The sequence below is a fragment of the Carnobacterium sp. 1290_CSPC genome, from assembly GCF_001053265.1.
In the GTDB taxonomy this organism is placed as follows: domain Bacteria; phylum Bacillota; class Bacilli; order Lactobacillales; family Aerococcaceae; genus Aerococcus; species Aerococcus urinaeequi.
The window spans coordinates 1-24,746 of record NZ_JVVG01000059.1 but is presented as its reverse complement, the minus strand read 5'-3'; the positions used below and the strand labels follow the sequence as shown (position 1 = coordinate 24,746).

The window sequence follows — 24,746 nt, the reverse complement described above, 5'->3', positions numbered from 1 at the left end:
TACTGGCTTCGTGATAGCTAGCGACATCTTTTTGCACTCAGCTTCTAGGCGGTCGTCCTTTTCCAGAAAGTAACTAAGTATTGATAGAAATGAAGGTTTTTTTATGTCAGATAATGAGCAAGAACACGTGAAGTTGCATAGTTTGCAGGCTATGACTTTGAAGGAGATTTACCAGTATGCGAAGGCGTATAAGGTCCCTTATTATAGTCAAATGAATAAGAAGGAGCTGATTATGGCTGTCTTGCGGGCACAAGAGGTGAGTCAGGGCTTTATGAATGTCGAGGGTGTGCTTGATATTACGGGGTCTGATTTTGGTTTCTTGCGGTCGATTAATTATTCGCCTAGTCAGGAGGATATCTATATTTCGAATTCTCAGATTCGCCGGTTTGGTTTGCGGAATGGGGATTTGGTGTCGGGTACCGCTCGTCCGCCTAAGGCTTCTGAGCGGTATTTGGGTTTGATGCATGTGTATGCGGTGAATGGTAAGGACCCGGATGAGGCGAAGGAACGGGCGCATTTCCCAGCCTTGACGCCAGTCTACCCGAATGAGCAATTACGGTTGGAGTCGACACCTGGACGTTTGTCTGCGCGGATGATTGATTTGATTTCGCCTGTTGGTTATGGTCAACGTGGTTTGATTGTGGCACCACCTAAGGCTGGTAAGACGGTCTTGATGAAGGAAATCGCCAACGGGATTACAGCTAATAATCCGGAGGTTGAGTTGATTATGCTGTTAATTGATGAGCGTCCTGAAGAGGTGACGGATTTGGAGCGGTCAATTGATGGGGAAGTGGTTTCTTCTACTTTCGATCAACGACCTGAAAACCATGTGCGGATTGCGGAATTGGTTTTAGAACGGGCTCGCCGTTTGGTAGAAGATAAGCGTGATGTGGTTATTTTGATGGATTCAATTACGCGTTTAGCCCGTGCTTACAACTTGGTTGAGAAGCCGAGTGGCCGGACGCTATCTGGTGGTATTGATCCAGCGGCTTTCTATAAGCCGAAGAAATTCTTTGGATCAGCCCGAAATATTGAAGATGGGGGTTCCTTAACTATTCTGGCGACAGCTTTAGTAGATACGGGTTCTCGTATGGATGATATGATTTATGAGGAGTTCAAGGGAACGGGTAATGCTGAGATTCACTTATCTCGTGACTTGGCAGAGTCTCGTGTCTTCCCAGCGATTGATATTCGTCGTTCGTCTACGCGTAAGGAAGAGTTGTTGCATGATGAGTCGTCCTTGAAAGTTTTATGGAAATTGCGCCAAACGATGAAGGGCGATATGTTGGTTTATACCAGTGAAATGCTGAAGGAAATGAAGAAAACTGAAACTAATGACCAGTTCATTGACCGACTTGGTACCTTTTTAGATAAGGGGAAAAAAGGTAAATCATAAAAATCTACTTGAAAGTGATAGGACATTATGATAGACTACTCGTGTTATGTTAAAAATAATCTCTGGGCTGCAGAAGTTCAGGGCGAAAAGGAGAGTATGTACAAATGAAACAAGAAATTCATCCAGATTACCATCCAGTAGTATTTATGGATACAAGTACAGGATACAAATTCTTATCTGGTTCAACAGTTAATTCTGCTGAAACAGTTGAGTGGGAAGATGGCAATACTTACCCATTAATCCGTGTTGAGACTTCATCAGACTCACATCCATTCTACACTGGACGTCAAAAATTCACACAAGCCGATGGACGTGTGGACCGTTTCAACAAAAAATACGGTCTCAAAGACGAAAACGCAGAAGAAGCATAAGAAAATCAAGTGTGGCATTTATGTCACCCATATTTTCCAAGAGTACCCATGTCGGGTGCTCTTTTTTATTGACTAAATTTATAGCAGTTTTCAACTTTTATGGGAAATTTACCTTATTAACCTTTCGTAAACATTTTGCACATATTACACAAACACTTGGTCTTTATAGTAATCCTCATAAATCAAAGGCGTGTTTTATGATAACAAACACAATGGAAAAAATGATCACGATTCTGAACAACAACATAAACAAATTTTGATTAATACATCTGCTTCTATTGAAGGTAAAACGAAAGAAAAAGTATGGTCTGGTCAAAGTTATTTATATAAAAAGCAGGGCAAGGAGAGTGACGTGTTTGAAATTCGCATGGTGGATGCGGTTCGAGGCGATGCCCTTAATCAGACCTTGTTGACGACCATGCAACGATACCCTTATTTCAATGCCAAACTGGTAGAGGTGGATGGCGACTTCTATTTGGTTCAAAATGACCAATCCCTTCTTGGGCACAAGTCCAAAGACCTGCCGCAACTGGGAGGGCTTGCTAACGGCTACCACTTGCTGGCGGTTACTTATGCTCAAGCGTCAATTTATGTGTCCTTCCACCATGCCCTATGAGACGGGAAAGGGATTAATCCCTTTATCGAGACCCTGTTTTACTATTATTGTCTATTACGCTACCAAAGTACTGCATCTAGAGCAGGTATTCGCTTAGCGAGTGATGCCCTATTTGAGGGTGAAACAGTCGAACCATTTCTTGAACCATATGACTATGACCAAAGTAAGGACTTAATTCAAATTTATTGGGACGGTTTTGTCGAAATGCAGGGTATGATGACCTATTCCAATGACATGGTGTTCAATTCCTATGTCATCAGCAATCTTGGTCAATTTGTTTTGAATGAAAATGCCTAACATATCGACAGCATTCACCTTTATAATTCGGGTGTGGTGGGTTTTGGCATCAACATGATTTGCGCCACTGGTCAGTTTAATCTTGATTTCAAGCGAAGTTTTGCGTCCGATAAGTATATCCAAGCCTTTGTGGAAAAATTATCACTATTGAACCTACCTTATACGCTTACTAATGCTATCCCTTTTATCACGCCAAAAGACCCTTTGATGAAGAGATAGCCTATAATGGGTCATGCTGATATTTTCTGAATTTTGGATATCCTTTCGAATTATCAGCTCTGATTTTCACCTTATCACTTGCCCTGGAGTTCACTCTAGGGTTTACAATTACTTTGTAACTGATAGATGAGGATTTGAACCTAAGGAGGAAATCACATGCAAACAGTAACTTTAAATAACGGTGTAGTTATGCCCCAATTAGGGTTTGGTGTTTACCAAATTCCAGCTGAAGAGACGGCGGAGGCAGTTTACCAAGCCATTCAAGCGGGCTACCGGTTGATTGATACGGCGTCAGCTTATGGCAATGAGAAGGAAACAGGGGAAGGGATACAACGGGCGATTGAAGAAGGCCTAGTTGAACGACCTGACTTATTTGTAACCTCTAAACTCTTTATTAAACAAACGCCAGAAAATATTGCGAAGGAAACCATTGAAAACTCCTTGGCTGTTATGGGCTTGGATTATTTAGATTTGTATCTGATCCACCAACCTTATGGTGATATTTACGGGGCTTGGCGGGCTTTAGTGGCTGCTCAAAATGGCGGTCAATTGCGGGCTATTGGGGTTTCTAACTTTAAAGCAGCTAAAATTGTGGAATTTTCGGGCTTCAATGAGGTAAAACCGCAAGTCAACCAAATTGAAGTGAATCCGTGGTACCAACGTCAAAGTGACCTGGATTGGCATAATAAAGTAGGCGTTCAGGTGGAAGCTTGGGCACCATTCGCAGAAGGTCGTCACGGTTTATTCACGAATCCCGTTTTGACAGAAATAGGGGCTAAATACGGGAAAACGGCCGGGCAAGTGGTACTCCGCTGGTTGATGCAAAGAGGGGTTGTGGCTTTAGCTAAGTCAGTCCGGCCAGAACGGATGGCTGAAAACATTGCGATCTTCGACTTTGAATTGAGCGCTGAAGATTTGGCCAAAATCGAGACCTTGGATATGGCGGAATCTGCCTTCTTTGACCACGACGACCCTGAAACAGTAAACTGGTTAATCGGCCGTCACTAATTTTTGGATTAAATCATCGACAATTTCACTGATTTAGTTGATAATAGACCTATATTTATTAAAATTAAATTAGAGGAGATGTTATATATGACAAAAAAAGCGATTGCAACTGAAAAGGCGCCTGCAGCTTTAGGGCCATACTCTCAAGCGATTAGTGCAAACGGCACGGTATATGTATCTGGACAATTACCAATTGACCCAACAACAGGTGAATTTGCGGCGGATGACATTCAAGGACAGACCCGCCAATCCTTAACAAATATTCAAGCGATTTTAGCGGAAGCTGGTCTAGACTTGTCTAACGTTGTGAAAACAACTGTTTTATTAGACAATATCGATGACTTCGCAGCCATGAACGAAGTTTACGCTGAATTCTTCGCAGGGGTAACACCAGCTCGTGCAGCCTTTGAAGTAGCCGCGATTCCAAAAGGCGCGCTTGTTGAAATCGAAGCAGTTGCCGTCGAAGGTTAATGAAGGTTAATCATTGAAAATTCATTAAATAAAAATATGCATGATTTATTAGGGTAGCTTTCTAAAAGGAGGCTACTCTTTTTTTGATAGTAGAAATCTTTAAAAAAAAGCGACCTAACATGTTCGTTAAGTCGCTGTAGTAAGCTATAAAATATCTTCTAATGTCGTTTTAAAGGTCTGCATGCCCATTTTTTCATAGAAGGATTTGGCGGAGTCGTTGAAGGCCCAAACGTTTAAGGTGATGCGGCGACAACCTGTATCGGCGGCTAATTCTTTAGTGGCTTGGTAAAGGGCTTGGCCGACATGTTTGCCGCGGGCGTTTTGATCAACACAGATATCATCAATGTATAAGAATTTCTCGCCAACTAGAAACTCACTTTCAGCGGTTTCTTGGTAAATCCCAAACATGTAACCAAGTATATGATTGCCTTCAACAGCGACTAAAATTGGGCGTTGTGGATCTTCAATAATGTTCGCAATTTCATCCGAAGTATACTTAGGCGCTTCCTTCAAGATGTCCGGCCGAGCTTGGTGGTGGATTAAGTTAACTTGTTCTAGTAAGTTTAAAATGTCTGTAATATCTTGGTTTTGTGCGAATCGAATGTCCATATATACCTCCAATGTATTTTGTGATTTTATCATACACTTTTGTGAGTTGTATTCAAAATGAATATGCATATTTTTGATAGGTAAAAACAATCAAAATCCTTCAATTATTCATCATCAAAAACTGAGCAAAGCAATTGCTTATGTGCAATGAAAAGGGTACTATTCGAGTATATAGTTGACTTGTCTTTCAGTTAGAAAATTCTTGAGAAATTCAGAAAAGTATAGCGTGAAAGCAAGTAGTCAAAAAATGATGATAGCTTATATATGGAGGGATTTTATGTTATTTGAAAATATTGTAGACGCGATTGGTTATACACCTTTGGTCAAAATTAATGGTTTAGATGCAGATTCTGCGGATATCTATGTCAAGTTAGAGAAAAATAATCCATCAGGTTCGGTAAAAGACCGTCCCGTAAAATACATTGTCCAAGACTTGTTAGATTCAGGTAAAGTAGCCATTGGTGGAACGATTGTTGAGTCGACTTCTGGTAATACGGGTGTTGGGTTAGCTATGGTTGGGGCTGCCTTAGGCATCAATGTCGTGATCGTGATGCCAGAATCAATGAGTATCGAGCGTCGTCAATTGATCCAAGCTTACGGAGCGGAACTGATTTTGACAGATAAATCAGGTGGTATGTCATTGGCTGGTGAAACGGCTGAGAAGATTGCGGCTGAACGTAATGGTGTGGTATTTGGTCAATTTACAAACGGAGCCAATGTGATTGCCCACGAGGAAACAACTGCCAAAGAAATCTTAGCTGACTTACCGAATGTTGACGGCTTTGTGGCTGGTATCGGTACTGGTGGTACGATTTCAGGTGTTGGTCATGTCTTAAAAGAGAAGAATCCAGCTACTGTTATTTGGGGTGGTGAACCAAGTGATTCACCGCTATTAACTGAAGGTAAAGCAGGTCCTCATAAGATTCAAGGGTTAGGTGCCAACTTTATTCCTAAAGTCTTAGACCAATCTGCTTTAGATAAAGTGGCGACTGTTTCAAATGAAGATGCTATTGCAGCAGCCAAAGAATTGGCGACTTCTCAAGGAATTTTTGCTGGTTTCTCTTCAGGTGCCAACTACGTAGCGGCTAAAGAACTTGCTAAAGAGTTAGGTAAAGGCAAGGTTGTTGTGACCGTATTCCCAGATTCAGGTGAACGTTACCTATCAACCGGCCAATTCGGTGATGGGCATGCTGAGTGATGAATTAAATGAAGCGCACCGCGACTTCGCCCAATATATCTATGACCATGATCCAGCGCCCCATTCCATAGAAGAAGTCTTTCTATATCCAGGTTTCCAAGCAGTGGTCCGCCATATCGCAGAGCGAGAACTCTATTTACAAGAAGACTATTATGGTGCCCGGAAAATGGCAGAAGCGACCCGCAAGGATACAGGCATTGAAATCCATCCTGGGGCCCAAATTGGGAATGATGTCTTTATCGACCACGGCATGGGCGTTGTCATTGGGGAAACGGCTATTGTTGGCGACCGGGTCAAGTTGTACCACGGGGTCACTTTAGGCGGGACTGGTAATGACAAGGGGGCAAAGCGCCATCCGACCATCCAACATGACGTTGAGGTGGGGGCAAACGCAACTGTTTTAGGTAATGTCACTGTTGGCCACCATGCCAAAGTTGGGGCCAATGCTGTTGTAATTCATGATGTGCCACCCTATGCGACGGCCGTTGGGGTGCCTGCCCGCATTATTTTACATGACAAGAATTGGAACCGAATAGGTGAATATAGTATTTAACATAGGAGGTGTGACAAAAGTCGCTAAGAATTGAAGCGCTGGACCAAAAGCCGAACAATTATTGCAAGTAATTGGGGTATTTTTGGAAGTGTCGGATAATTCTGACTTTTGGCATCCGATATTACAAGTATGCTTGAAATGGGGATAAGTTTTATCATTCAGTGGATATGTGTGGCTAAAACCGCCTTCATCCACAGTAAAATAGAGAAAAGGACACTTTTTAAGGCAAAGGTGTCCTTTTTTGTCTGCGTTTTGTGTATGAGTCTGTGGATTTGTGGATAAGTATGTGGGTAAACGGGGGTATTTTTGTGTAAAATCTGTGTAAATATCTGGATACTTATCAACAGGTTGTGGGAAACTTGTGTAAAAACGGTTGAAAACTTGATAAATAAGGCTGTTATTTTTCAAATGGTGTGAATAAGTTGGTGGAAAGTCAAAAACTTGTTTGTGGATTGAATTTGTGACAAAGGTCTAGATAGCGGATGGTTGGAAAATGTGTCATAATGAGCCTGGAAAATAATGCGAATTGGAAGTAGGTGTCTAGTGATGAGAAGAGTGGGCTTTCGTCGGTTTTTAGGACTGATATTATTGGTGATTGGGATAGTCATTATGATCAACCAGGCTTGGCCAGTGGTACAGGTGTATTTAAACCAGCAAGATGTGGCGGTAGCAAATTATACGGCTGAAGAGCTACAAGAAAATGCGTCGGACCAGTCAAATGGCCAGTTTGATTTCAATGAGGTTCGCAATGTGTCGGCAACAGAAGTCAACCAAGTGCGGACGGACATCGAATCGGGCGAAGCAGACTTGGATGTCCTGGGGGCAGTAGCTATTCCGGATGCCAATTTAAATACCGCAATCATTAAAGGCATGTCTGATGTAGCCATGGTGTCGGGTGCAGGGACTATGTTCCCAGACCAAGTCATGGGCCAAGGGAATTATACTTTAGCTAGCCACCATATCGGCTACGGGACAGATATCTTACTGAATAACATTTCGGATTCAGTGACGGTTGGGGATAAAATTTACCTGACAGATTTGACCAACGTTTACGTATATGAAACTTTCTTCGTTGAAGCAGTGAATCCTGATCAAGTGCAGTATATTTCGCAAGAAGTGACGGGTAATCCTATTATTACCTTGATGACGTGTACAGCTGATTTGACCCAACGGTGGATTGTGCAAGGGAATTTAACCGAAACAGTGGCTTTCAGTGAGGCGCCTGCTGATGTGCAAGCATTATTTCAGTAGTGTATTAAAATAATAGAGACAAAAAACGGCTAGCCCATTTGAAAGGGTTAGCCGTTTTTGAATAGCATCCTATAAGGATAAAATTGATTTGTGGCCTTGGCTGTAAGTGTTCAAGGCTGCTTGGAATTGGTCGAAGGGTTTTGTATCGAAATGAGCCAGCAAGTCTTGCCAGTCATTTTGCCATTTTTGCCCTAAAAGTGGGCCGTAGTCCGCAAGTAGGTCAGCGATTTCTTGGAAAGAATTGGCTTGTAAGATGGCCACATTCACCCGGTGATAGGAGACTAATGTTGGTGCTGGTAGTCCTAAAAAGCGGTGTTCGAATAGGTCTAAAAAGCTAGCAAAGTCGGGCGCTAAAATGCTGACTTGGCCTAAGCCAACATCCATATAGGCTACGGCTGGTTCGCCTTTATCGCTTACTTGACTAAAGTCGAAATAGGCGACGCGGTCGTGGTCTTCGTAAAAGATAATCCCTGTATCTGGAATGTTAGGTCGGTGGACGAAGTCCTTTTGCCTAGTGATGGACGGGATGTGGTAATCGGCGCCTGGTTTTTGTTCGTACATGCCGGCGATGTAAGGGATGTAGACGGCGGTAAGAGCGTCTCGACTTGGGCGTTTGCTCGCCACGTAACTGTGTGAGGTATAACCACCATTTTGTTGGTTGACCAGATTATGATAAGAAATTGGTAAATCTGCGACAGAATACCGTTTATATATTGGTGATTTAGGTAAATAAGTGTAAAATTGTTTTTGCAATGGAGATGCAATCAAGTGCATGTTGAAAAGCCTCCTTAAAGATTTGACTATCAATCATTGGTATTTTAAAGCTTTTATCTGACGAAAGATAGTGTTTTGAAACGTAATTTGATAAAATATTTACTGGAATAAGAGGTGCACAGCTGTGACAAATGACTATATATACATTTTTACAAACCCTATCTCGAATCAGGTACAATCATTAGGAGTGGGTTTGAAATATTTTACAAGTGCGGTAAATAAAGTACCAAATAACTTGTTACTCATCAAGAACCCAAACCATTTAGGCCGTTTTGATGAATTTACCCGTTTCCATATAGTGAGCGGACACGAGGCTGTGAGAGAATTTATTGATGGCCAAGCTAACGAAGTCCAATCCCAAACCAAATGGATTGATTTTAAATATGAATCCCTATTCCAACAGCTATCTGACCAGGAAATTGCGGAGCTTTTATTTTTAGGCCATACGGATGCACCGTTGAACCAGCCGACTTTCTATAAATTGGGCAACCGATTTACCTTTTTTGGTTCAACCTATCCCAATTCATACCCAACAACTAAAATGTACTACCGAGACATTCACGACTTCTTCAAGCAACTAGGCCACGTCCTAGCGGCCAAGGTGACTGAAGACTTACAGGAGCAAAAGCCCATGTTTTTATTCCGCAAGAAGCCGGTAGTGAAAACAGTCAAGTCAGTCCCCATACCGGCCAAGCCAATTTTGGGTCATCTGGCACGGTTAAGTCACGACGGTATCCTCATTACCTTTGAAGGTGCTGATCATGTTGGCACCAACAAACGGGAATTTCGCGTATACCTCGCTGAAGATAACCCACGTTTTGTTGAAACAGACAAGGCTTCACATTTATTATTCGGCCGACTCACCTATGATTTAACAAGCGAAACTTGGGACTTCCAAGCTTAAAAACTGACAGATTTTAATACGACAGACAATCGACGGAGGAATTTTCATGGAAATTATCGTTTTATTCGGTGGAAAAAGTGCGGAGCATGATATTTCTATCTTAACCGCAACAGCCATCATGCAAAAAATTCAATACGATCGCCATAGCGTAACACCGGTATATATTGACCGCCAAGGCCACTGGTTTAAAGGTGCGAACATGACCGAAAAACCAGATGCGCAAGCAAACTTCCAGCTAGACCAAGTGGGCCAAGCGATAGTGCCTACTGACGTTTTGCGGGAAGGGACTGACCAAATCGTTTTCCCAGCACTACACGGACCAAACGGGGAAGACGGGACCATTCAAGGTTTATTCGAAAGTTTAAATGTGGCTTACGTTGGTGCAGGCGTCTTAGCGTCGTCGGCTGGTATGGATAAGATTGTCTCAAAACACTTGTTCAACCAAGCGGGTTTACCGCAAGTGCCATTTGTGGACCTAACTTCATACGAATGGGAGAAAAACCAGGAAGTGGCCATTGAAAAAGTAACCAATGAACTGGCCTACCCAGTATTTGTGAAACCAGCCAATATGGGGTCAAGTGTTGGGGTATCTGAAGCGATTGATGATGCTTCATTATTAGCAGCCTTAACCTTAGCCTTCCGATACGACCGCCGTGTTTTAGTTGAAACCAGCGTGCAAAATCCGCGTGAAGTGGAACTAGCAGTCTTGGGGAACGACGAAGTTTTCGTTTCATTACCTGGTGAATTGGCAAAAGGGCAAGGTTTCTACAACTATGAAGAGAAATACTTGAACAATACCACTGAGATGATCATTCCTGCAGCGATTGACGAGCCAACGGTGGCGAAATTGCAAGACTATGCACGTAAGGCTTACTTAGCCCTAGACGGTTCGGGTTTATCGCGAGCGGACTTTTTCCTAACTGAATCTGGGGAAATTTATATTAACGAGGTCAACACCTTACCAGGGTTTACACAATTCTCTATGTACCCAGCTTTATGGGAAGCGAGCGGTAAATCTTACGCTGATTTATTAGAAGAATTGATTCAATTAGGGTTAAGTCGCTATAATAAGAAGCAAAGTATTCAGCAGTCACTCTAGTCACTGTAGCAAGTCTGATAGAATACCTTAAATAAGTAGTCTAAATAGTCACTAAATCACAGAAGCGATTACAGCTAAGGCGCTTGATGCAAGAATGAGCGACCTTTAGTAGTTAGAGAGGCAAGTATGAAACCCACACAAATTAAAGATATCGTAAAAGCTGTTGAGGCAAATGATTTCACATCAACAGCTCGGTTTACAGAAATTGATTCAGTCGAATTCGATTCGCGATTAATTACCCCAGGTGCTTTGTTTGTACCCTTGAAAGGTGCGACAGATGGCCATTCTTATATTGATAAAGCCATTGAAAACGGGGCTGTTGCGGCCCTATGGTCCAACGACCCCAATGAAGCGCCTGTTGGTTTTCCAATTATTCAAGTAGAAGATACACTGGTTGCCATGCAGGCGCTTGCCAAGGCTTACCTAGGATGGATCAAGCCGAAAGTGGTTGGGATTACCGGTTCTTCTGGGAAAACAACCACCAAAGATATGACAGCAGCAGCCCTATCGACGGCCCTAAAAGTCCACAAGACAAACGGTAACTACAACAATGATATTGGTTTACCTAAAACCATCCTAGATATGCCAGAAGATACAGACGTCATTGTCCTAGAAATGGGAATGTCAGGTGCTGGTGAGATTTCCTTCTTGAGTAAATTGGCGGAGCCGGATGTTGTGGTCATTACCATGATTGGGGAAAACCACATCGAATTCCTAGGGTCACGGGAAAATATCGCCAAGGCTAAGTTGGAAATTTTAGATGGCTTGAAAGAAGAAGGGACCTTTATTTACCCGGGGGATGAGCCTTTAATTGTCGACCAAATGCCAACCGATTTACCGCAATCGACTTTAACAATTGGCTTAAATGATGATCAAGATATCTTCGCCTTTGACGTGATGATGGACCAGTTCCAATCGACCTTCTATACCAATTTGTCACCTGAATTAAAAATGGAAATTCCTTTATCAGGTGGCTATAACGTACAGAACGCCTTATATGCCTTAGGGGTTGCCTACTCATTTGGTTTATCAATGGAGCAAGTCCGTCCTAATTTAGCTGAATTTTCAATTACGGCTGATCGTGGTTCATGGGAACGTGGAATTTTAGATACGCAAATCTTGAATGATACGTACAATGCCAGCCCTTCAGCCATGAAAGCTGTCATCCGAAACTTCTCAGCCATTGCTTCAAAAGGTATGTCTCAAAAGATTTTAGTCTTAGGAGACATGTTAGAGTTGGGTGCTTTCTCTGATGAATTGCATAGAGAGATTGCTACTGTTATTGGTTTGAATACCTTCAAGCATGTCTTTTTATATGGACCGCGCATCCAACCACTAGAAGATGCTTTGGTTGAAAAGGGGATGCATCCAGATTTAATTACCTATATTGAGTCAGACAAAGAAGCCTTGATTGAAGAAGTTAAAGCCATTTTGCAACCAGAGGACAAGGTCTTAGTGAAGGCAAGTAATGGTATGGGATTAATTGAGTTAGTGGAAGCGTTAAGAGTGTCAGCGAGCTAGGATTCATAGCCACTTTTTTTCGAACGAAACGGCTGATGCTATAATTAAATTCTCGTGAGAGATGCATGTTTTATTTGTATCAAGTCTTTAGATGTGCTATATTATTCTAGCTTGAGTATGTTTAGAGGAGTAGTAGATTTGTCTGCTACCAAAGTAATCAATATCAGTTGGAAGTAGTCGAGCCTGATGCATTTGGCATACTCGGCTATTTTTGTTATGTGAGAAAGATTTTTCACATGGATAAATAGTTCACTCAAGTAGAAAAAGGAGAGACTAGATGAAATTTAATGAAATGAATCTATCAAAGCCACTGCTTCGCGCTGTCGAAGAAATGGGTTTTGAGGAAGCAACACCAATCCAAGCCGAAACCATTCCGATGGCACTTGAGGGACAAGATATCTTTGGACAAGCCCAAACAGGTACTGGTAAAACAGCAGCCTTTGGTTTACCATTGTTAGAAAAAATCCATGACAACAGTCGTGTACAAGCCTTAATTATAGAGCCAACACGTGAGTTAGCTGTACAAACAGGTGAAGAATTATACCGACTAGGTAAAATGAAAGGCATCCACACAACAACTGTTTACGGTGGAGCATCTATCGGACACCAAATCAAATTATTGAAAAAGAACCCACCAGTTGTTATCGGTACACCAGGACGTATTTTAGATTTAATTAAACGTGGCGTATTAAAATTAAAAGACGTTGAAACATTAGTGTTAGATGAAGCTGATGAAATGTTAAAAATGGGCTTCGTTGAAGATATCGAATCAATCATTCGTGAATTACCGACTGAGCGTCAAACGTTATTATTCTCTGCGACAGTACCTAAAGAGATTAAACGTATTGCAGATAACTTCATGAAAAATCCTACAACAGTACATGTCAAAGCGAAAGCAATGACTGCTGAATTGATTGATCAATACTATACACGTTGTAAAGATTACGAAAAATTCGATTTACTAACACGTTTTATCGACGTACAAAATCCTGAATTGTCAATCGTTTTCGCCCGTACAAAACGTCGTGTAGATGAAGTGGCACGTGGTTTAGTTGAACGTGGTTATTCTGCTGAGGGTATCCATGGTGACTTGAGTCAAGATAAACGTTTAGGCGTTTTACGTAACTTCAAGAACAACAAATTGGATATTTTAGTTGCGACAGACGTTGCGGCGCGTGGATTAGATATCTCTGGTGTAACACATGTTTACAACTTCGATATTCCACAAGATCCTGAATCATACGTTCACCGTGTTGGTCGTACAGGTCGTGCTGGTAAAGAAGGTATGGCAGTAACTTTCGTAACAGGAAATGAAATGTCTTACCTACACACGATTGAAAACCTAACCAAGAAACCTATGACAGCACTTCGTCCACCTACATCACAAGAAGCGTTTAATGGACAAGTTGCGAATATCGCAAAAGTTGTAAAAGAATTGACTGAAATCGATGATACAGAAATGTACCAAGATGCTGTGAAATTCTTATCAGAAACATATACTGAAGAAGAAATTGCGCTAGCTTTAGTCCGTTCATTAGTTAAAGATCCTTCTACTGTAAAAGTAGATATCACACCAGAACGTCCATTACCAAACCGTGGCGGTGGCGGTAACAAACGTAACTTCAACCGTAATGGTAACCGTAATCGCGGTGGTAACCGTGACCGTAACAACAACCGTGGCGACCGTAGTGGTAGTGACCGCAAAGGTGGTTACAAAGGTAATGCTAAAGACAAAAACCGTAACAACTACGACCGTAAAAAATCAAACGGTGGTAACAAACAATCTAATGGTAAATCAGCAGAATTTAAAATTCGTTAGTAAGGTGTGACAAAAGTCGTTTAGACTTGTATCGCGATGGAACAAAAGCCGAATAAACACTCTAAGTGTTGAAAGTATTTTGTGAAGTGTCGGCCAAGTCTGACTTTTAAAGCCCTATTATAGTGCAAAGTTTAAGAGTTTATAGTGCAAAGTTTTAAAGACTAGCATCCAAACCCTAATAGACTTTCGACCCAATCAAACAGGTAAGTGAGGTTAAATAACTTCATTTGCCTGTTTTTTTGCTTATCATAAAGGTGCAGTTTTGAAGTAAATACGTTAAAATATATATAAATAATATCGTAATTGATGATAGGAAGAGGCCCCATGATTATTGGTTTAGGAACAGATTTAGTGGAAACAGTGCGTATTAAGGAGGCGATTGCCAACAATTCGCGATTTGTTGGTAAATTACTCACGAAAAATGAGTTGAATACATACACTAGTATTGATAACGAAAAACGGCAAGTGGAATTTGTAGCAGGTCGGTGGGCGGCAAAAGAAGCGTTCGCCAAGGCATATGGTACTGGTATTTCGAGCCAGCTGCATTTTCAAGATATTGAAATTGTGAATAATGACCAGCGTAAACCCCTCGTTATTTGTGACAAAGTAGATACGCCGGTACATATTACCATCAGCCACACAGATTATTATGCTACTGCAACAGTTATTATTGAAGCGTAGTTTAATTAGCACAACTATCTCCGTTTAGATATTATAAATAATGTAGTGGTTAGCTTTCATCATTTTTACAGCACAAGTGTACAATTATTGTATATTTTAAAAAATCAATTTAAGTTATAAAAAGGGCGTGCAATTCCCTATAACTTATACATTGTCAATTGTTAAGTTAACGTCTTGAAAAAGCGGATTTATCGCCTTTTTTGCTAGATTAATAGCTATAAATTTGGTCATTTTTTCAAATTTTGATAGAGTTAAAAGAGACTTTTTTATAAAAAGGTAAAAATTAGGAGGACTAAGTAATGATAGAGTTCAAGAATGTTGAAAAGGTATATCCAGGGGGCACAACCGCTGTTAAAGATGCCTCTTTGACAATTGATGATGGTGAGTTTGTTTGTTTCATTGGGACTTCAGGTTCTGGTAAAACAACAGCGCTACGGATGATTAACCGTATGCACGATCCATCTGGTGGGGAAATTCTGATCGACGGCGAAGCAACAACTTCAAAAGATCCAGTAGAATTACGCCGCGGAATTGGTTATGTAATCCAACAAACAGGATTAATGCCACATATGACTGTATACGACAACATCGTAACAGTACCTCGCTTACTAAAATGGGATGAGAAGAAAAACAGAGATATCGCAGAACGTTTAATGAACCGGGTTGAATTACCTTTAGAATACTTAGACCGCTATCCAAGCGAGTTATCAGGTGGACAACAACAACGTATCGGGGTTATCCGTGCTTTAGCAGCCAATCCAAAAATCGTTTTGATGGATGAGCCATTTGGTGCCTTAGATCCAATTACCCGTGATGCATTACAAGAATTGGTTAAAGAACTACAGGTTGAATTTGGTTCAACTTTTGTGTTTGTAACGCACGATATGGATGAAGCTTTAAACTTGGCTGACCGTATTGCAGTATGGCATGAGGGTGACTTAATCCAATATGATACGCCAGATGAAATCTTACGTAATCCAGCTAACGAACATGTACGTGGTTTCTTAGGTGAAGAACGCTTAATGCAAGCGCAAACTGATTTCATTACAGTAAAAGAAATCATGTTAACTACACCATTAACTGCTACTTTAGGGATGTCTTTAGCTAAGGCGATTACAATCATGCGTGACAACCATGTCGATTCACTATTTGTTATCGATGATGACCACCATCTAAAAGGCCTATTAACTTTAAATGACCTTGCTTCACGTACAGCAAACTCAAGTTTATCTGTTGCAGACGTCATGCACACAAGAATTCGCCCAGTGTTTGAGGATGCTTTAGTGCAAGATACAACTACTCAAATCTTAAAAGGGCGTATTCCTAACATGCCAGTTGTTGACCGGGAAGGTCGTTTAACTGGTCTGGTTACCCGTTCCGCATTAGTAAACCTTGTTTACAACTCTATTTGGGGTGACGAGGAAGAAATCGACAAATTAACTGATGAACCCGTATTTGAAAACGCAGAAACAACAGCAGTTCACCCAATTGATGCGACTACTGAAGGAGCTGATAAATAATGCAAGAGTTTATTGCCAGCCAAGGTAGTGAAGTCATTCGCCTACTTTGGGAGCATATCTATATGTCACTAATCTCCCTAGGTATAGGGGTTATTGTGGCTGTGCCACTAGGAATCTTATTGTCACAAGTACCCAAAGTAGCCAATGTCGTGATTTCTATCGTATCAGTGTTACAAACAATTCCAACGCTAGCACTTTTAGCTTTAATGATTCCCTTCCTAGGTGTTGGTAAGGTGCCGGCAATTGTCGCCTTATTTATCTACTCGCTATTACCGATTCTCCGTAATACTTACTTAGGGATGTCGAACGTAAACCCAGATCTACTTGACGCTGCTAAGGGGATGGGGTTGAAACGGATGCAAATTATTCGTCAAGTACAACTACCACTTGCAGTACCAGTTATTATGGCGGGTATTCGTCTTTCAACAGTCTATGTTATCGCCTGGACAACACTTGCCTCATATATCGGTGGTGGTGGCCTAGGGGATATGATCTTTAACGGATTGAACCTATTTAGACCAGACTTAATTTTAGGTGGTACGATTCCTGTAACCATCCTTGCGGTCATTGTTGACTTGGTGATGGCGCGTATAGAGGATTGGGTTACACCAACAACCTCTTCTAAGAAAGGAGATGAATCACTTGCGTAAGATGAAATATCTTAAGACATCGGTTGTTGCTGTCTTATCGACGATTATTTTAACAGCTTGTTCACTGCCTGGGTTAGGGGGTTCATCTGAAAACGGGATTTCCATCGTTTCTGGATCAACAACAGAACGTCAAATCTTAGGTTACCTTGTTGAAGGTATGGTCAACCACTATACGGATGCCACAACAAACATCATTCCAAACTTGGGTTCATCAACCATGAACCACCAGGCCTTAGAAACAGGGGACGCCAACGTATCAGCAGTAAACTATACCGGGACTTCACTAACAGGTGAGCTGGGTATGGAAGCTGAAACAGATCCAGAAGTGGCCTTAGAAACAGTTATTTCAGAATTTGATTCGCAATATGATATGCATTGGTACACACCAGGTTATGGTTTTGCCAACACTTATGCCTTCATGGTTCGCCGTGAAGATGCAGAAGAATATGGTTTAGAAACAGTATCTGACTTAGAAGAATACGCTGACGAATTTTCAGTTGGTGTAGATAATACTTGGTTAAATCGTGAAGGTGATGGTTACAATGCCTTCAAAGAAATTTACGGTTTTGAATTCTCTGAATTGTACCCAATGACGATCGGTTTGGTTTATTCAGCCGTATCATCTGGTGAAGTGGATGTTGTATTAGGTTATTCAACAGATGGTCGTATCATTTCTGAGGACTTAGTTGTCCTTGAAGATGATAAACGTCTTTTCCCACCATATGATGGGGCTGCAGTTGTTACAAATGAAGCACGCGAACAGTACCCTGAATTGGATGGCATTTTCCAAAAATTAGCTAGTACAATTTCTGACGAAACCATGCAAGAATTAAACTTCCAAAGTGACCAATACTTACTGGAACCACAAGTCGTTGCAGAACGCTTTTTAGAAGAAAATAACTATTTCGAAGATGCAGAACCCTTTATTGAACCAGTGTCGCAAGATAATTTAGGAGGTGAAGAATAATGGTTGACGTTACACAATTAGACTTATTTGAGCAAATCGTGTATTACTTCCAGCAAAATGGGATGTACCTACTATCACAATTCTTCCGCCAACTATTGATGACCTCTTACGGGGTAGCCTTTGCGATTATTGTGGCCGTACCCTTAGGTTTCTTTATTGCCCACAAGCGTAAAACATCTAGCTTTATCTTAGGTTTAGCCAACATTATTCAAACTGTGCCGAACTTAGCCTTACTTTCAGTAGTTATGTTAGTGATGGGTCTAGGACCTAACTTGGTAGTATTTACTATCTTCCTATACTCAATCTTACCAATTCTACGAAATACTTATACCGGTGTTATCAGTGTAGATGATACAATGGTAGACGTTGGTAAAGGGATGGGGATGACCTCTTGGCAAGTGATTTATAAAGTTGAATTACCACTAGCGCTTTCAGTTATTATGGGTGGTATCCGTAATGCCTTCATTACAGGTATCGGAATTTCCACAATCGGTACATTCGTTGGTGCCGGTGGACTTGGTGACGTGTTGCAACGCGGTGTAAATGCGTCAGATGGTACTTCTATCATCATCGCAGCTGTGATTCCAATCTCACTTATGTCAATCTTAGCTGACTGGTTGTTAGGACTAATTGAAAAACGACTAGACCCTTCATCAACCAAATAATCTAGCAACAAATGAAAGGATGAGACTATGGATTGGAGCTTATTACTGCAAATCTTTCTCATCAACCTGATATATATCATGTTGAATACCATACGCACTCTATTAGCCATACGTGGTTACCAAAAGATTGCGCCGGTAATAGCTGTTGTAGAGGTGACAATTTACACTTTAGGATTATCTATGGTAATGCAATATTTATCTAATCCGATTTACCTAATTGCCTATGCCTTAGGTTTCGGTGTTGGGATTTATTGTGGAATGATGATTGAAAATAAACTCGCATTGGGTTATTCAGTTGTCGAAGTCTATGTGCAAAATGATGACCATACCCTAGCTAACGCCTTACGTGAACGTGGCTACGGGGTGACCATTCAAGTAGGTTACGGCCGTGACGGTGACCGGTTGATCTTAACTATCCTGACACCGCGGTCAAATGAAATCTATCTACACCGGACTATTGATGAAATTGACCCCAAAGCGTTCTACCTATCTTATGATGCCAAATATATCCATGGCGGTTTCTGGTCTAAACGGGTGAACCCGCGTTTGATTAAACGGTCGAAAGCCAAAGACCAACAAACCGACAATATTGTGGTTGAAGAAGTAGAATCAAGAGAAGAGTACGTGGAAGAAACAGGTTATTTATTCGAAGAAGAGGTCAACCAAGAAACACAAGACACTTCATTTGAACAAGAGTTAAATCAAGAATCAGATAAAAACTCAGATAAAGAATAAGTAGCGTATCAAAAAAGCAGCGACTGACCAAAAATCAGTCACTGCTTTTTTTGATACCTAAACTAATGATTTCAGTAAGGTGTGATAAATCTGTAACGATAGGCGTAAATGCCTGCTATCTTATCTTGTATTATTGTCAAAGTTACTGTATTTTTATAACTGTTGTTCGCAACCATCCAACAGAAAAAAACTAGGAGGCATTTTTATGAAAACAAGAAAATTGGTGAACTCAGCTATGATCACCGCGATTTACATCGTTTTAATGTATTTCGTCCAACCTGTAGGATTCGGCGCCATACAATTCCGCGTATCAGAGGGCTTGAACCACTTAGCCGTTTTCCACAAAGACTACAAATGGGGCGTGGTGCTGGGGGTATTCCTATCTAACCTGATGTTCTCAGCATCTCTAGGTATTTACGATATCGTATTTGGGACACTACATACATTGCTATCATTCTTAGTGGCCGAGTACCTATTCAGATTCGCTAAAGACATCAAACAACGCATGATTATCATCAGTCTGGTATTCTCAGTCATGATATTCATCATCGCGCTAGAATTATTCTGGGTCATCCAACTCCCATTCTGGTTGACTTACTTTACTACATTCTTAAGTGAACTCATCATCATGGGAATCACCGCACCACTATTCTACTACTTAGACAAGCGCCTAAACTTCCGCAAATTGATGGAAGGTTAATTGCTTGTCCTTTAGATGGTTGATTGCTAAAATATGTGAGAAAAGACACATTATAACCGTCTAGTAAAGGTGGAGGGATAACGCATGCATGTATATCAATTAACAGTAGGACCTGTCCAAGAACATCCTTACTTTATCGTCAAAGACAACAAGGACACACTGATTATTGATCCTGGTGACCAAGTAGAAACAATCGAACAACTAATCGCAGAAAACCAGTTAAATCCAGTAGCGATTCTCTTGACCCACGCCCATTTCGACCACATCGGTGCCGTAGAAGACATCCGTGAGCGCTACAACATCGACGTTTGGCAGCACATTATTGAAGCCGACTGGTTGAAAGACAAGCAAACCAGAGTTCCTAAAACTCGTACCCATTATTGGGATAAAATGGGGCAACACTCCGTGGCCGGATTCACTTTTAAAACCGCACACGTACCAGGGCATTCCCCAGGGTCCGTTGTATATATTTTTGAGGAAGACGGCTTTGTCGTTGCGGGCGATACCTTATTCAAAGGAACCATTGGTCGAACCGACTTAGACCACGGTGACCAAGATACATTAGTTACTGGTATCAAGCGTCATTTATTGACCCTGCCGGATGAAACCCAAGTTTTACCAGGGCATGGTGGCATTACAACGATTGGTCAGGAAAAGGCGAATAATCCATTCTTACAAACACATAAATAAAATAAAAACCTAGACCAATGACTGCTTAAAAACAGGCAAAGGGCTAGGCTTTTTTGTAGAATCGTATTTAGCTTAAGGCAATTGATTTAGTATTGCCCACTGAAAGGATCTTATAATTCTTTCGTTCAATCCTTGTAATAATTTTCTCAAGCGACTGATGTGAACAGTCACCTTTTAATGAAATGATGATATTGGATAGATCGGTTTTAGGATCAACGGTTGTGACAACCGTGTTGATAGATGCAAAACGACCGATAATTCGCGATATTACTGCTAATGCACCTTGATCTTCCTGGTTTGCCTGAATAGTTAAAACAAAACCATCTTCATCTAGCGACCATGCCTTGAATAAACCACGTTCAAACGCACGGTGGGTTAGGATTCCATAGAAGGTATGGTCTTCATTCAAAACGCTAATATATGGTAGATCTCGAATAGCAAAAATTGTTTGGAAAAGGGTTGAATTGGTATAGATGTATTTTGTCGCATTTTTTAAGTGATGGGTAACAGATACATCTAAAGACTCACCATTTAATAGTCGCTTATAAATGTGCTGTCGGTAAATGTTTCCGCGATACATCGTTCCGGACTGACTTAAGATGGGTAAGGACCGGAAATTATTTTCTTTCATAATGTCTAAGGCTTCTTGTAAAGTATTAGCCTCAGTGACATATTTAACGTCCTCTCTCTTAATGCTTAACTCGCGGATGTTCATATGTATGACCTCGCTCTTTCATTGTATTCATAGCTCATTATATCATAAAAATGGCAAAATCATGCTAAAGATTATAGTAAGGTTAGAACCTTGCAAAAAATGTTTAAAAAATGAAATAAAGTAGGAAAAATCCTTTAGAGGAGTTATATTTATTGAAATTATTGTTATGATAATTTTATTAATAAACATCTGTAGACGTTTATAAGCATCAAGTAAGCGTTTGCTTATTTTTAAAGGGGAATATCACACATGGCTAAAGTAGATTTAACTAAACAGCCCTATAATTTAGACGCAGATGTTGTTTACGAACAAAACAAAGTATTGCAAGGCCACTCCAAATATCCAGTATTAATTGCAGCGAACACTGGAGCTGGTGGTGACCTAGTTGATTCATTCACTGACTTTGAAGATACTTGTTACTCTTCTGCTGACGTATACGCTAACCGTATCAACCCGGTCTAAAACTAAATAATAATCATATAAATCTTTAAAATGTTTAAGGGCTTGCATGCGTGAGGGGCCTTTTTTGATTGAACAGAATTAGAATTTGTAAAAGTGAGGAATGTTTGCTTTCTATACAACTTCTTTAGTTTGTTGGGTTCGGTCTTTTTGCAAAAGAGTTAGTTCAAAAGCTTAAAAACAGGATGAGGTCGGCAATCTTTACCCATACTTATAAGTTGAATCTTGCCTTTTAAACCTAGGGGTTGTATACTAAAATCAGATTATTGTACATACATATAACAAAGGAGAGAATTCGACATTATGGGAGATCCTGGGGCCTCAAACGTAGGTGGACAGATATTACTAATTATTATTTTAACATTGGTGAATGCCTTCCTGGCAGGGGCTGAAATGGCCTTTGTATCGGTGAACCATTCAAAACTAGAAACCATGGCAGAAGAAGGAGACGTAAAATCCCAAAAAGTATTGAAACTTCTTGAAAACTCTGATGATTTCTTATCGACGATTCAAGTAGGGATTACTTTTGCTGGTTTCTTCTCGTCTGCAGCGGCGTCTACTACCTTCGTTTCTTATTTAGAACCGTATCTATCTGGTGTTCCAGCAGGTGAGACAATTGCTACAGCAGCTGTAACCATAATCTTGTCATATTTTACATTGGTATTAGGTGAGTTATATCCAAAACAATTAGCCTTACAAGTACCTGAATCGTATGCACGACAATCAGCTGGCATTATTTCTGTGTTAAAAACATTCTTCAAACCTTTCGTATGGTTGCTAACAGCATCAACAAATGTATTGAAGAAAATCACTCCACTCGAGTTTTCTGAAGACAGCCAACAATTTACTCGTGAAGAAATTCAAGGGATTATTAATTCCTCACGTCGTGAAGGTGTAATTGATAGTGACGAGTTCCAGATGATGCAAGGTGTATTATCCTTGGATACTAAATTGGCTAGAGAGGTAATGACACCTCGTACAGATACCTTTATGGTAGATATTGAAGATGACAGCCAAGAAATCGTAAATGAAATCTTAAGCTCGCAATATTCTCGTGTGCCAGTCTTTAAAGATGATAAAGATAACATTGTTGGGATTATCCATACAAAAGATATTTTACGTGAAGCGCGTAAAGTAGGTTTTGAAAATATCGAAATCGCCAACGTTCTTAAACCAGCTTTCTTTGCACCGGAAACAAGCTTTATTGATGATTTACTATTCGACTTTAAGAAAAATCACCAACATCTAGCCATCATCAAAGATGAGTATAATGGTGTAGTTGGTTTAGTTACCCTAGAAGACTTAATCGAAGAAATCGTCGGCGATATTGAAGATGAGTATGATGAAATTTCACATCTTTACAAACGCATCAATGATACCACCTACATCATCAATGGAATCATGCCAATCGATAAGTTTAACCAATTATTTAAAACAAGCGTAGAATCCGATGAATCAGATACCATCGCAGGTTACATGATTGAAATTCTAGGTTACTTCCCTGAAGACCGAGCAGAAGAAGTAATCCGAATCGAAAATTATAAACTAATGACTACTGCAGTAGAAAATGGACGTATCCGTGGTATCCAGGTTAAGAAGTTGGATATCGATGAATTAGCTGAAGAAGTAGAAGAAGAAAATAAATAGCATTAAAAAGTTCGGAATCTTTCCGGACTTTTTTCAACTAAAAGGAGTAAATATGACTCAAGCAAACGAAGTAAACGAGACTAAAGAAAAAGTAGTGCAAAATGAAATGATGGACCGTCCAGTAGTAGAAGCAGGTGTATTGAACTTCATGCGTACTGGACAGAACGACTTTCCAGCACCATTAAAAGAATTAGAAGATTACGCCCATGAAAACCGCGTACCAGTAATTCCTCATGAAACAGCAGTTTTCTTAGATTTTCTATTAAGTATTAAACAACCAAAGAAAATTCTAGAAATTGGTATGGCCATTGGATTCTCCGGATCACTAATGGTTTATGACCACCCTGAAAGAAGCTTAGATACCATTGATCGTTATGACAAAATGATTGCTGCTGCTAAAGTCAACTTTGAAAAATTAGGTGTAGCAGACCAAGTGACTATCCATGAAGGTGACGCCAAAGATATATTGCCCACTCTAGAAGCTAAATATGACTTTGCCTTATTAGATTCAGCGAAAGCAAAATACTTCGACTTCTTCCCGTTAATCATGGACCGACTAGAAGTAGGCGGCATTTTGATGATTGACGATATCTTCCAAGGCGGTACAGTCTTTAATGAATTGGATACCATTCCAAAACGTGTGCGGAAAATCCATAAAAAATTAAATCTCCTTTTAGAAGAAGTAGTAGGTCATCCAAACTTAAAAACCTCTGTCCTACCTCTAGGTGATGGAGTCTTACTTGTAGAGAAAATTGGTGATACAGATTTCTCCTACTTGTTAGAGAAAAACTTCTAGGGGAAATATGGATAGAAAACAAGTCGTGGAGAGAACTTCACGGCTTTTTTCTTAATTTGAAATTTGAGAAGGTAAAATCAGTCAAATGTTTTTAATCCGAAACCATTGACTTTGATAGAATAGGGTGATAGTATAAATATCCAATAGCGGATACGACATCGTGCGTTAAATACTATTGGGAAATAATTATTGACTTAGTTCTAAACTTGAGTTAATATACATAAGTTGCTTGTTGAGGGCGACAACGAGATAAAAAGAAATTTTAAATTCTTGTTGACAACAACTCAAGCCAAGTGATAAGATATTCAAGTCGTCAAAACAACATCGTTTGTATAAAACAGCAAAAAAACTTTTTAAAACATTTTGTTGACAAACCTCGTATGAAGATGATATGATATATGAGTTGCTAATGAAG

General features: G+C 40.4%; 27 protein-coding genes. 23 read left to right on the top strand and 4 right to left on the bottom strand.

The genetic code is table 11. The annotated features are described in order from the left end of the window. The first annotated feature begins 103 nt into the window (after positions 1-103). The 3 genes from rho to AC973_RS05305 all read left to right on the top strand — a co-directional run bounded on the left by rho (position 104) and on the right by AC973_RS05305 (position 2,383). Complete coding sequence (gene rho, locus AC973_RS05315; protein ID WP_048728219.1) at positions 104-1,396, top strand: transcription termination factor Rho; 1,293 nt, start codon at positions 104-106, stop codon at positions 1,394-1,396. A gap of 104 nt (positions 1,397-1,500) precedes the next feature. After that, a complete protein-coding gene (locus tag AC973_RS05310) occupies positions 1,501-1,767 on the top strand; it encodes a type B 50S ribosomal protein L31 (RefSeq protein WP_048728216.1) in 267 nt (88 codons plus the stop codon). Between the two features lie 190 nt (positions 1,768-1,957). Then, positions 1,958-2,383 carry a hypothetical protein gene (locus AC973_RS05305; RefSeq protein WP_048728213.1) on the top strand — a complete coding sequence of 142 codons (426 nt, stop codon included), beginning with the start codon at positions 1,958-1,960 and terminating at the stop codon, positions 2,381-2,383. 171 nt (positions 2,384-2,554) lie between these two features. On the opposite strand, the gene AC973_RS09960 is transcribed toward AC973_RS05305, so the two are convergent. Further along, positions 2,555-2,803 (bottom strand): hypothetical protein, encoded by a 249-nt coding sequence (locus AC973_RS09960; protein ID WP_048728210.1) that lies wholly within the window; start codon positions 2,801-2,803, stop codon positions 2,555-2,557. A gap of 252 nt (positions 2,804-3,055) precedes the next feature. On the opposite strand from AC973_RS09960, the gene AC973_RS05295 reads away from it, so the two are divergent. Both AC973_RS05295 and AC973_RS05290 read left to right on the top strand, forming a co-directional pair. Further along, a complete protein-coding gene (locus tag AC973_RS05295) occupies positions 3,056-3,907 on the top strand; it encodes an aldo/keto reductase (RefSeq protein ID WP_048728206.1) in 852 nt (283 codons plus the stop codon). Between the two features lie 87 nt (positions 3,908-3,994). Further along, entirely contained in the window at positions 3,995-4,378 is a 384-nt protein-coding gene (locus tag AC973_RS05290) for a RidA family protein (RefSeq protein ID WP_048728203.1), read from the top strand. A gap of 144 nt (positions 4,379-4,522) precedes the next feature. Here the strand turns inward: AC973_RS05290 and AC973_RS05285 are convergent, their stop codons facing one another. Continuing rightward, complete coding sequence (locus AC973_RS05285) at positions 4,523-4,987, bottom strand: GNAT family N-acetyltransferase (RefSeq protein WP_048728200.1); 465 nt, start codon at positions 4,985-4,987, stop codon at positions 4,523-4,525. A 277-nt stretch (positions 4,988-5,264) separates the two neighbouring features. On the opposite strand from AC973_RS05285, the gene cysK reads away from it, so the two are divergent. The 3 genes from cysK (at position 5,265) to AC973_RS05270 (ending at position 7,989) form a co-directional block, all read left to right on the top strand. Next, a complete protein-coding gene (cysK, locus tag AC973_RS05280) occupies positions 5,265-6,185 on the top strand; it encodes a cysteine synthase A (protein ID WP_048728197.1) in 921 nt (306 codons plus the stop codon). Further along, complete coding sequence (gene epsC / locus AC973_RS05275; RefSeq protein ID WP_048728194.1) at positions 6,175-6,738, top strand: serine O-acetyltransferase EpsC; 564 nt, start codon at positions 6,175-6,177, stop codon at positions 6,736-6,738. The genes cysK and epsC overlap by 11 nt, the downstream gene beginning before the upstream one ends. Positions 6,739-7,284: 546 nt before the next feature. Further along, a complete protein-coding gene (locus tag AC973_RS05270) occupies positions 7,285-7,989 on the top strand; it encodes a class A sortase (protein WP_048728192.1) in 705 nt (234 codons plus the stop codon). 69 nt (positions 7,990-8,058) lie between these two features. On the opposite strand, the gene AC973_RS05265 is transcribed toward AC973_RS05270, so the two are convergent. Continuing rightward, positions 8,059-8,763, bottom strand: a complete 705-nt coding sequence (locus tag AC973_RS05265) for an SMI1/KNR4 family protein (protein ID WP_048728188.1) — start codon at positions 8,761-8,763, stop codon at positions 8,059-8,061. Positions 8,764-8,950: 187 nt separating this feature from the next. Between AC973_RS05265 and AC973_RS05260 the strand changes: the two genes are divergently transcribed. The 12 genes from AC973_RS05260 to AC973_RS05205 all read left to right on the top strand — a co-directional run bounded on the left by AC973_RS05260 (position 8,951) and on the right by AC973_RS05205 (position 20,714). Next, on the top strand, positions 8,951-9,667 hold the full coding sequence (locus AC973_RS05260; RefSeq protein WP_225968936.1) for a hypothetical protein: 717 nt from the start codon (positions 8,951-8,953) through the stop codon (positions 9,665-9,667). A gap of 46 nt (positions 9,668-9,713) precedes the next feature. Next, positions 9,714-10,766 carry a D-alanine--D-alanine ligase gene (locus AC973_RS05255; RefSeq protein ID WP_048728180.1) on the top strand — a complete coding sequence of 351 codons (1,053 nt, stop codon included), beginning with the start codon at positions 9,714-9,716 and terminating at the stop codon, positions 10,764-10,766. 126 nt (positions 10,767-10,892) lie between these two features. After that, on the top strand, positions 10,893-12,287 hold the full coding sequence (locus AC973_RS05250; protein WP_048728176.1) for a UDP-N-acetylmuramoyl-tripeptide--D-alanyl-D-alanine ligase: 1,395 nt from the start codon (positions 10,893-10,895) through the stop codon (positions 12,285-12,287). A 277-nt stretch (positions 12,288-12,564) separates the two neighbouring features. After that, the gene (locus AC973_RS05245; RefSeq protein WP_048728173.1) at positions 12,565-14,106 is read left to right on the top strand and encodes a DEAD/DEAH box helicase; all 1,542 of its coding nucleotides are present in this window, start codon (positions 12,565-12,567) and stop codon (positions 14,104-14,106) included. Between the two features lie 324 nt (positions 14,107-14,430). Beyond that, positions 14,431-14,787 (top strand): holo-ACP synthase, encoded by a 357-nt coding sequence (gene acpS / locus AC973_RS05240; RefSeq protein ID WP_048728171.1) that lies wholly within the window; start codon positions 14,431-14,433, stop codon positions 14,785-14,787. A gap of 299 nt (positions 14,788-15,086) precedes the next feature. Further along, positions 15,087-16,307: an ABC transporter ATP-binding protein gene (locus tag AC973_RS05235; RefSeq protein WP_048728169.1), complete on the top strand. Its 1,221-nt coding sequence runs from the start codon at positions 15,087-15,089 to the stop codon at positions 16,305-16,307. Continuing rightward, entirely contained in the window at positions 16,307-16,957 is a 651-nt protein-coding gene (locus AC973_RS05230; RefSeq protein ID WP_048728167.1) for an ABC transporter permease, read from the top strand. The genes AC973_RS05235 and AC973_RS05230 overlap by 1 nt, the downstream gene beginning before the upstream one ends. Continuing rightward, positions 16,941-17,924, top strand: a complete 984-nt coding sequence (locus tag AC973_RS05225) for an osmoprotectant ABC transporter substrate-binding protein (RefSeq protein ID WP_029315839.1) — start codon at positions 16,941-16,943, stop codon at positions 17,922-17,924. The genes AC973_RS05230 and AC973_RS05225 overlap by 17 nt, the downstream gene beginning before the upstream one ends. Further along, positions 17,924-18,589, top strand: a complete 666-nt coding sequence (locus tag AC973_RS05220; protein ID WP_048728164.1) for an ABC transporter permease — start codon at positions 17,924-17,926, stop codon at positions 18,587-18,589. Before AC973_RS05225 ends, AC973_RS05220 begins: the two co-directional genes overlap by 1 nt. 27 nt (positions 18,590-18,616) lie before the next feature. Continuing rightward, complete coding sequence (locus AC973_RS05215) at positions 18,617-19,324, top strand: DUF2179 domain-containing protein (RefSeq protein ID WP_048728161.1); 708 nt, start codon at positions 18,617-18,619, stop codon at positions 19,322-19,324. Between the two features lie 205 nt (positions 19,325-19,529). Then, entirely contained in the window at positions 19,530-20,024 is a 495-nt protein-coding gene (locus AC973_RS05210) for a QueT transporter family protein (RefSeq protein ID WP_016897820.1), read from the top strand. Between the two features lie 84 nt (positions 20,025-20,108). Continuing rightward, complete coding sequence (locus tag AC973_RS05205) at positions 20,109-20,714, top strand: MBL fold metallo-hydrolase (protein WP_048728158.1); 606 nt, start codon at positions 20,109-20,111, stop codon at positions 20,712-20,714. A gap of 67 nt (positions 20,715-20,781) precedes the next feature. Here the strand turns inward: AC973_RS05205 and cbpA are convergent, their stop codons facing one another. After that, on the bottom strand, positions 20,782-21,429 hold the full coding sequence (gene cbpA / locus AC973_RS05200) for a cyclic di-AMP binding protein CbpA (RefSeq protein ID WP_048728155.1): 648 nt from the start codon (positions 21,427-21,429) through the stop codon (positions 20,782-20,784). A gap of 249 nt (positions 21,430-21,678) precedes the next feature. Here cbpA and AC973_RS05195 point away from each other — a divergent pair, with 249 nt between their 5' ends. The 3 genes from AC973_RS05195 (at position 21,679) to AC973_RS05185 (ending at position 24,331) form a co-directional block, all read left to right on the top strand. Then, positions 21,679-21,891 (top strand): hypothetical protein, encoded by a 213-nt coding sequence (locus AC973_RS05195; RefSeq protein ID WP_048728152.1) that lies wholly within the window; start codon positions 21,679-21,681, stop codon positions 21,889-21,891. 300 nt (positions 21,892-22,191) lie between these two features. Beyond that, on the top strand, positions 22,192-23,535 hold the full coding sequence (locus AC973_RS05190) for a hemolysin family protein (RefSeq protein WP_048728149.1): 1,344 nt from the start codon (positions 22,192-22,194) through the stop codon (positions 23,533-23,535). A 52-nt stretch (positions 23,536-23,587) separates the two neighbouring features. Further along, a complete protein-coding gene (locus tag AC973_RS05185) occupies positions 23,588-24,331 on the top strand; it encodes an O-methyltransferase (RefSeq protein WP_082148242.1) in 744 nt (247 codons plus the stop codon). Positions 24,332-24,746: the final 415 nt, after the last annotated feature.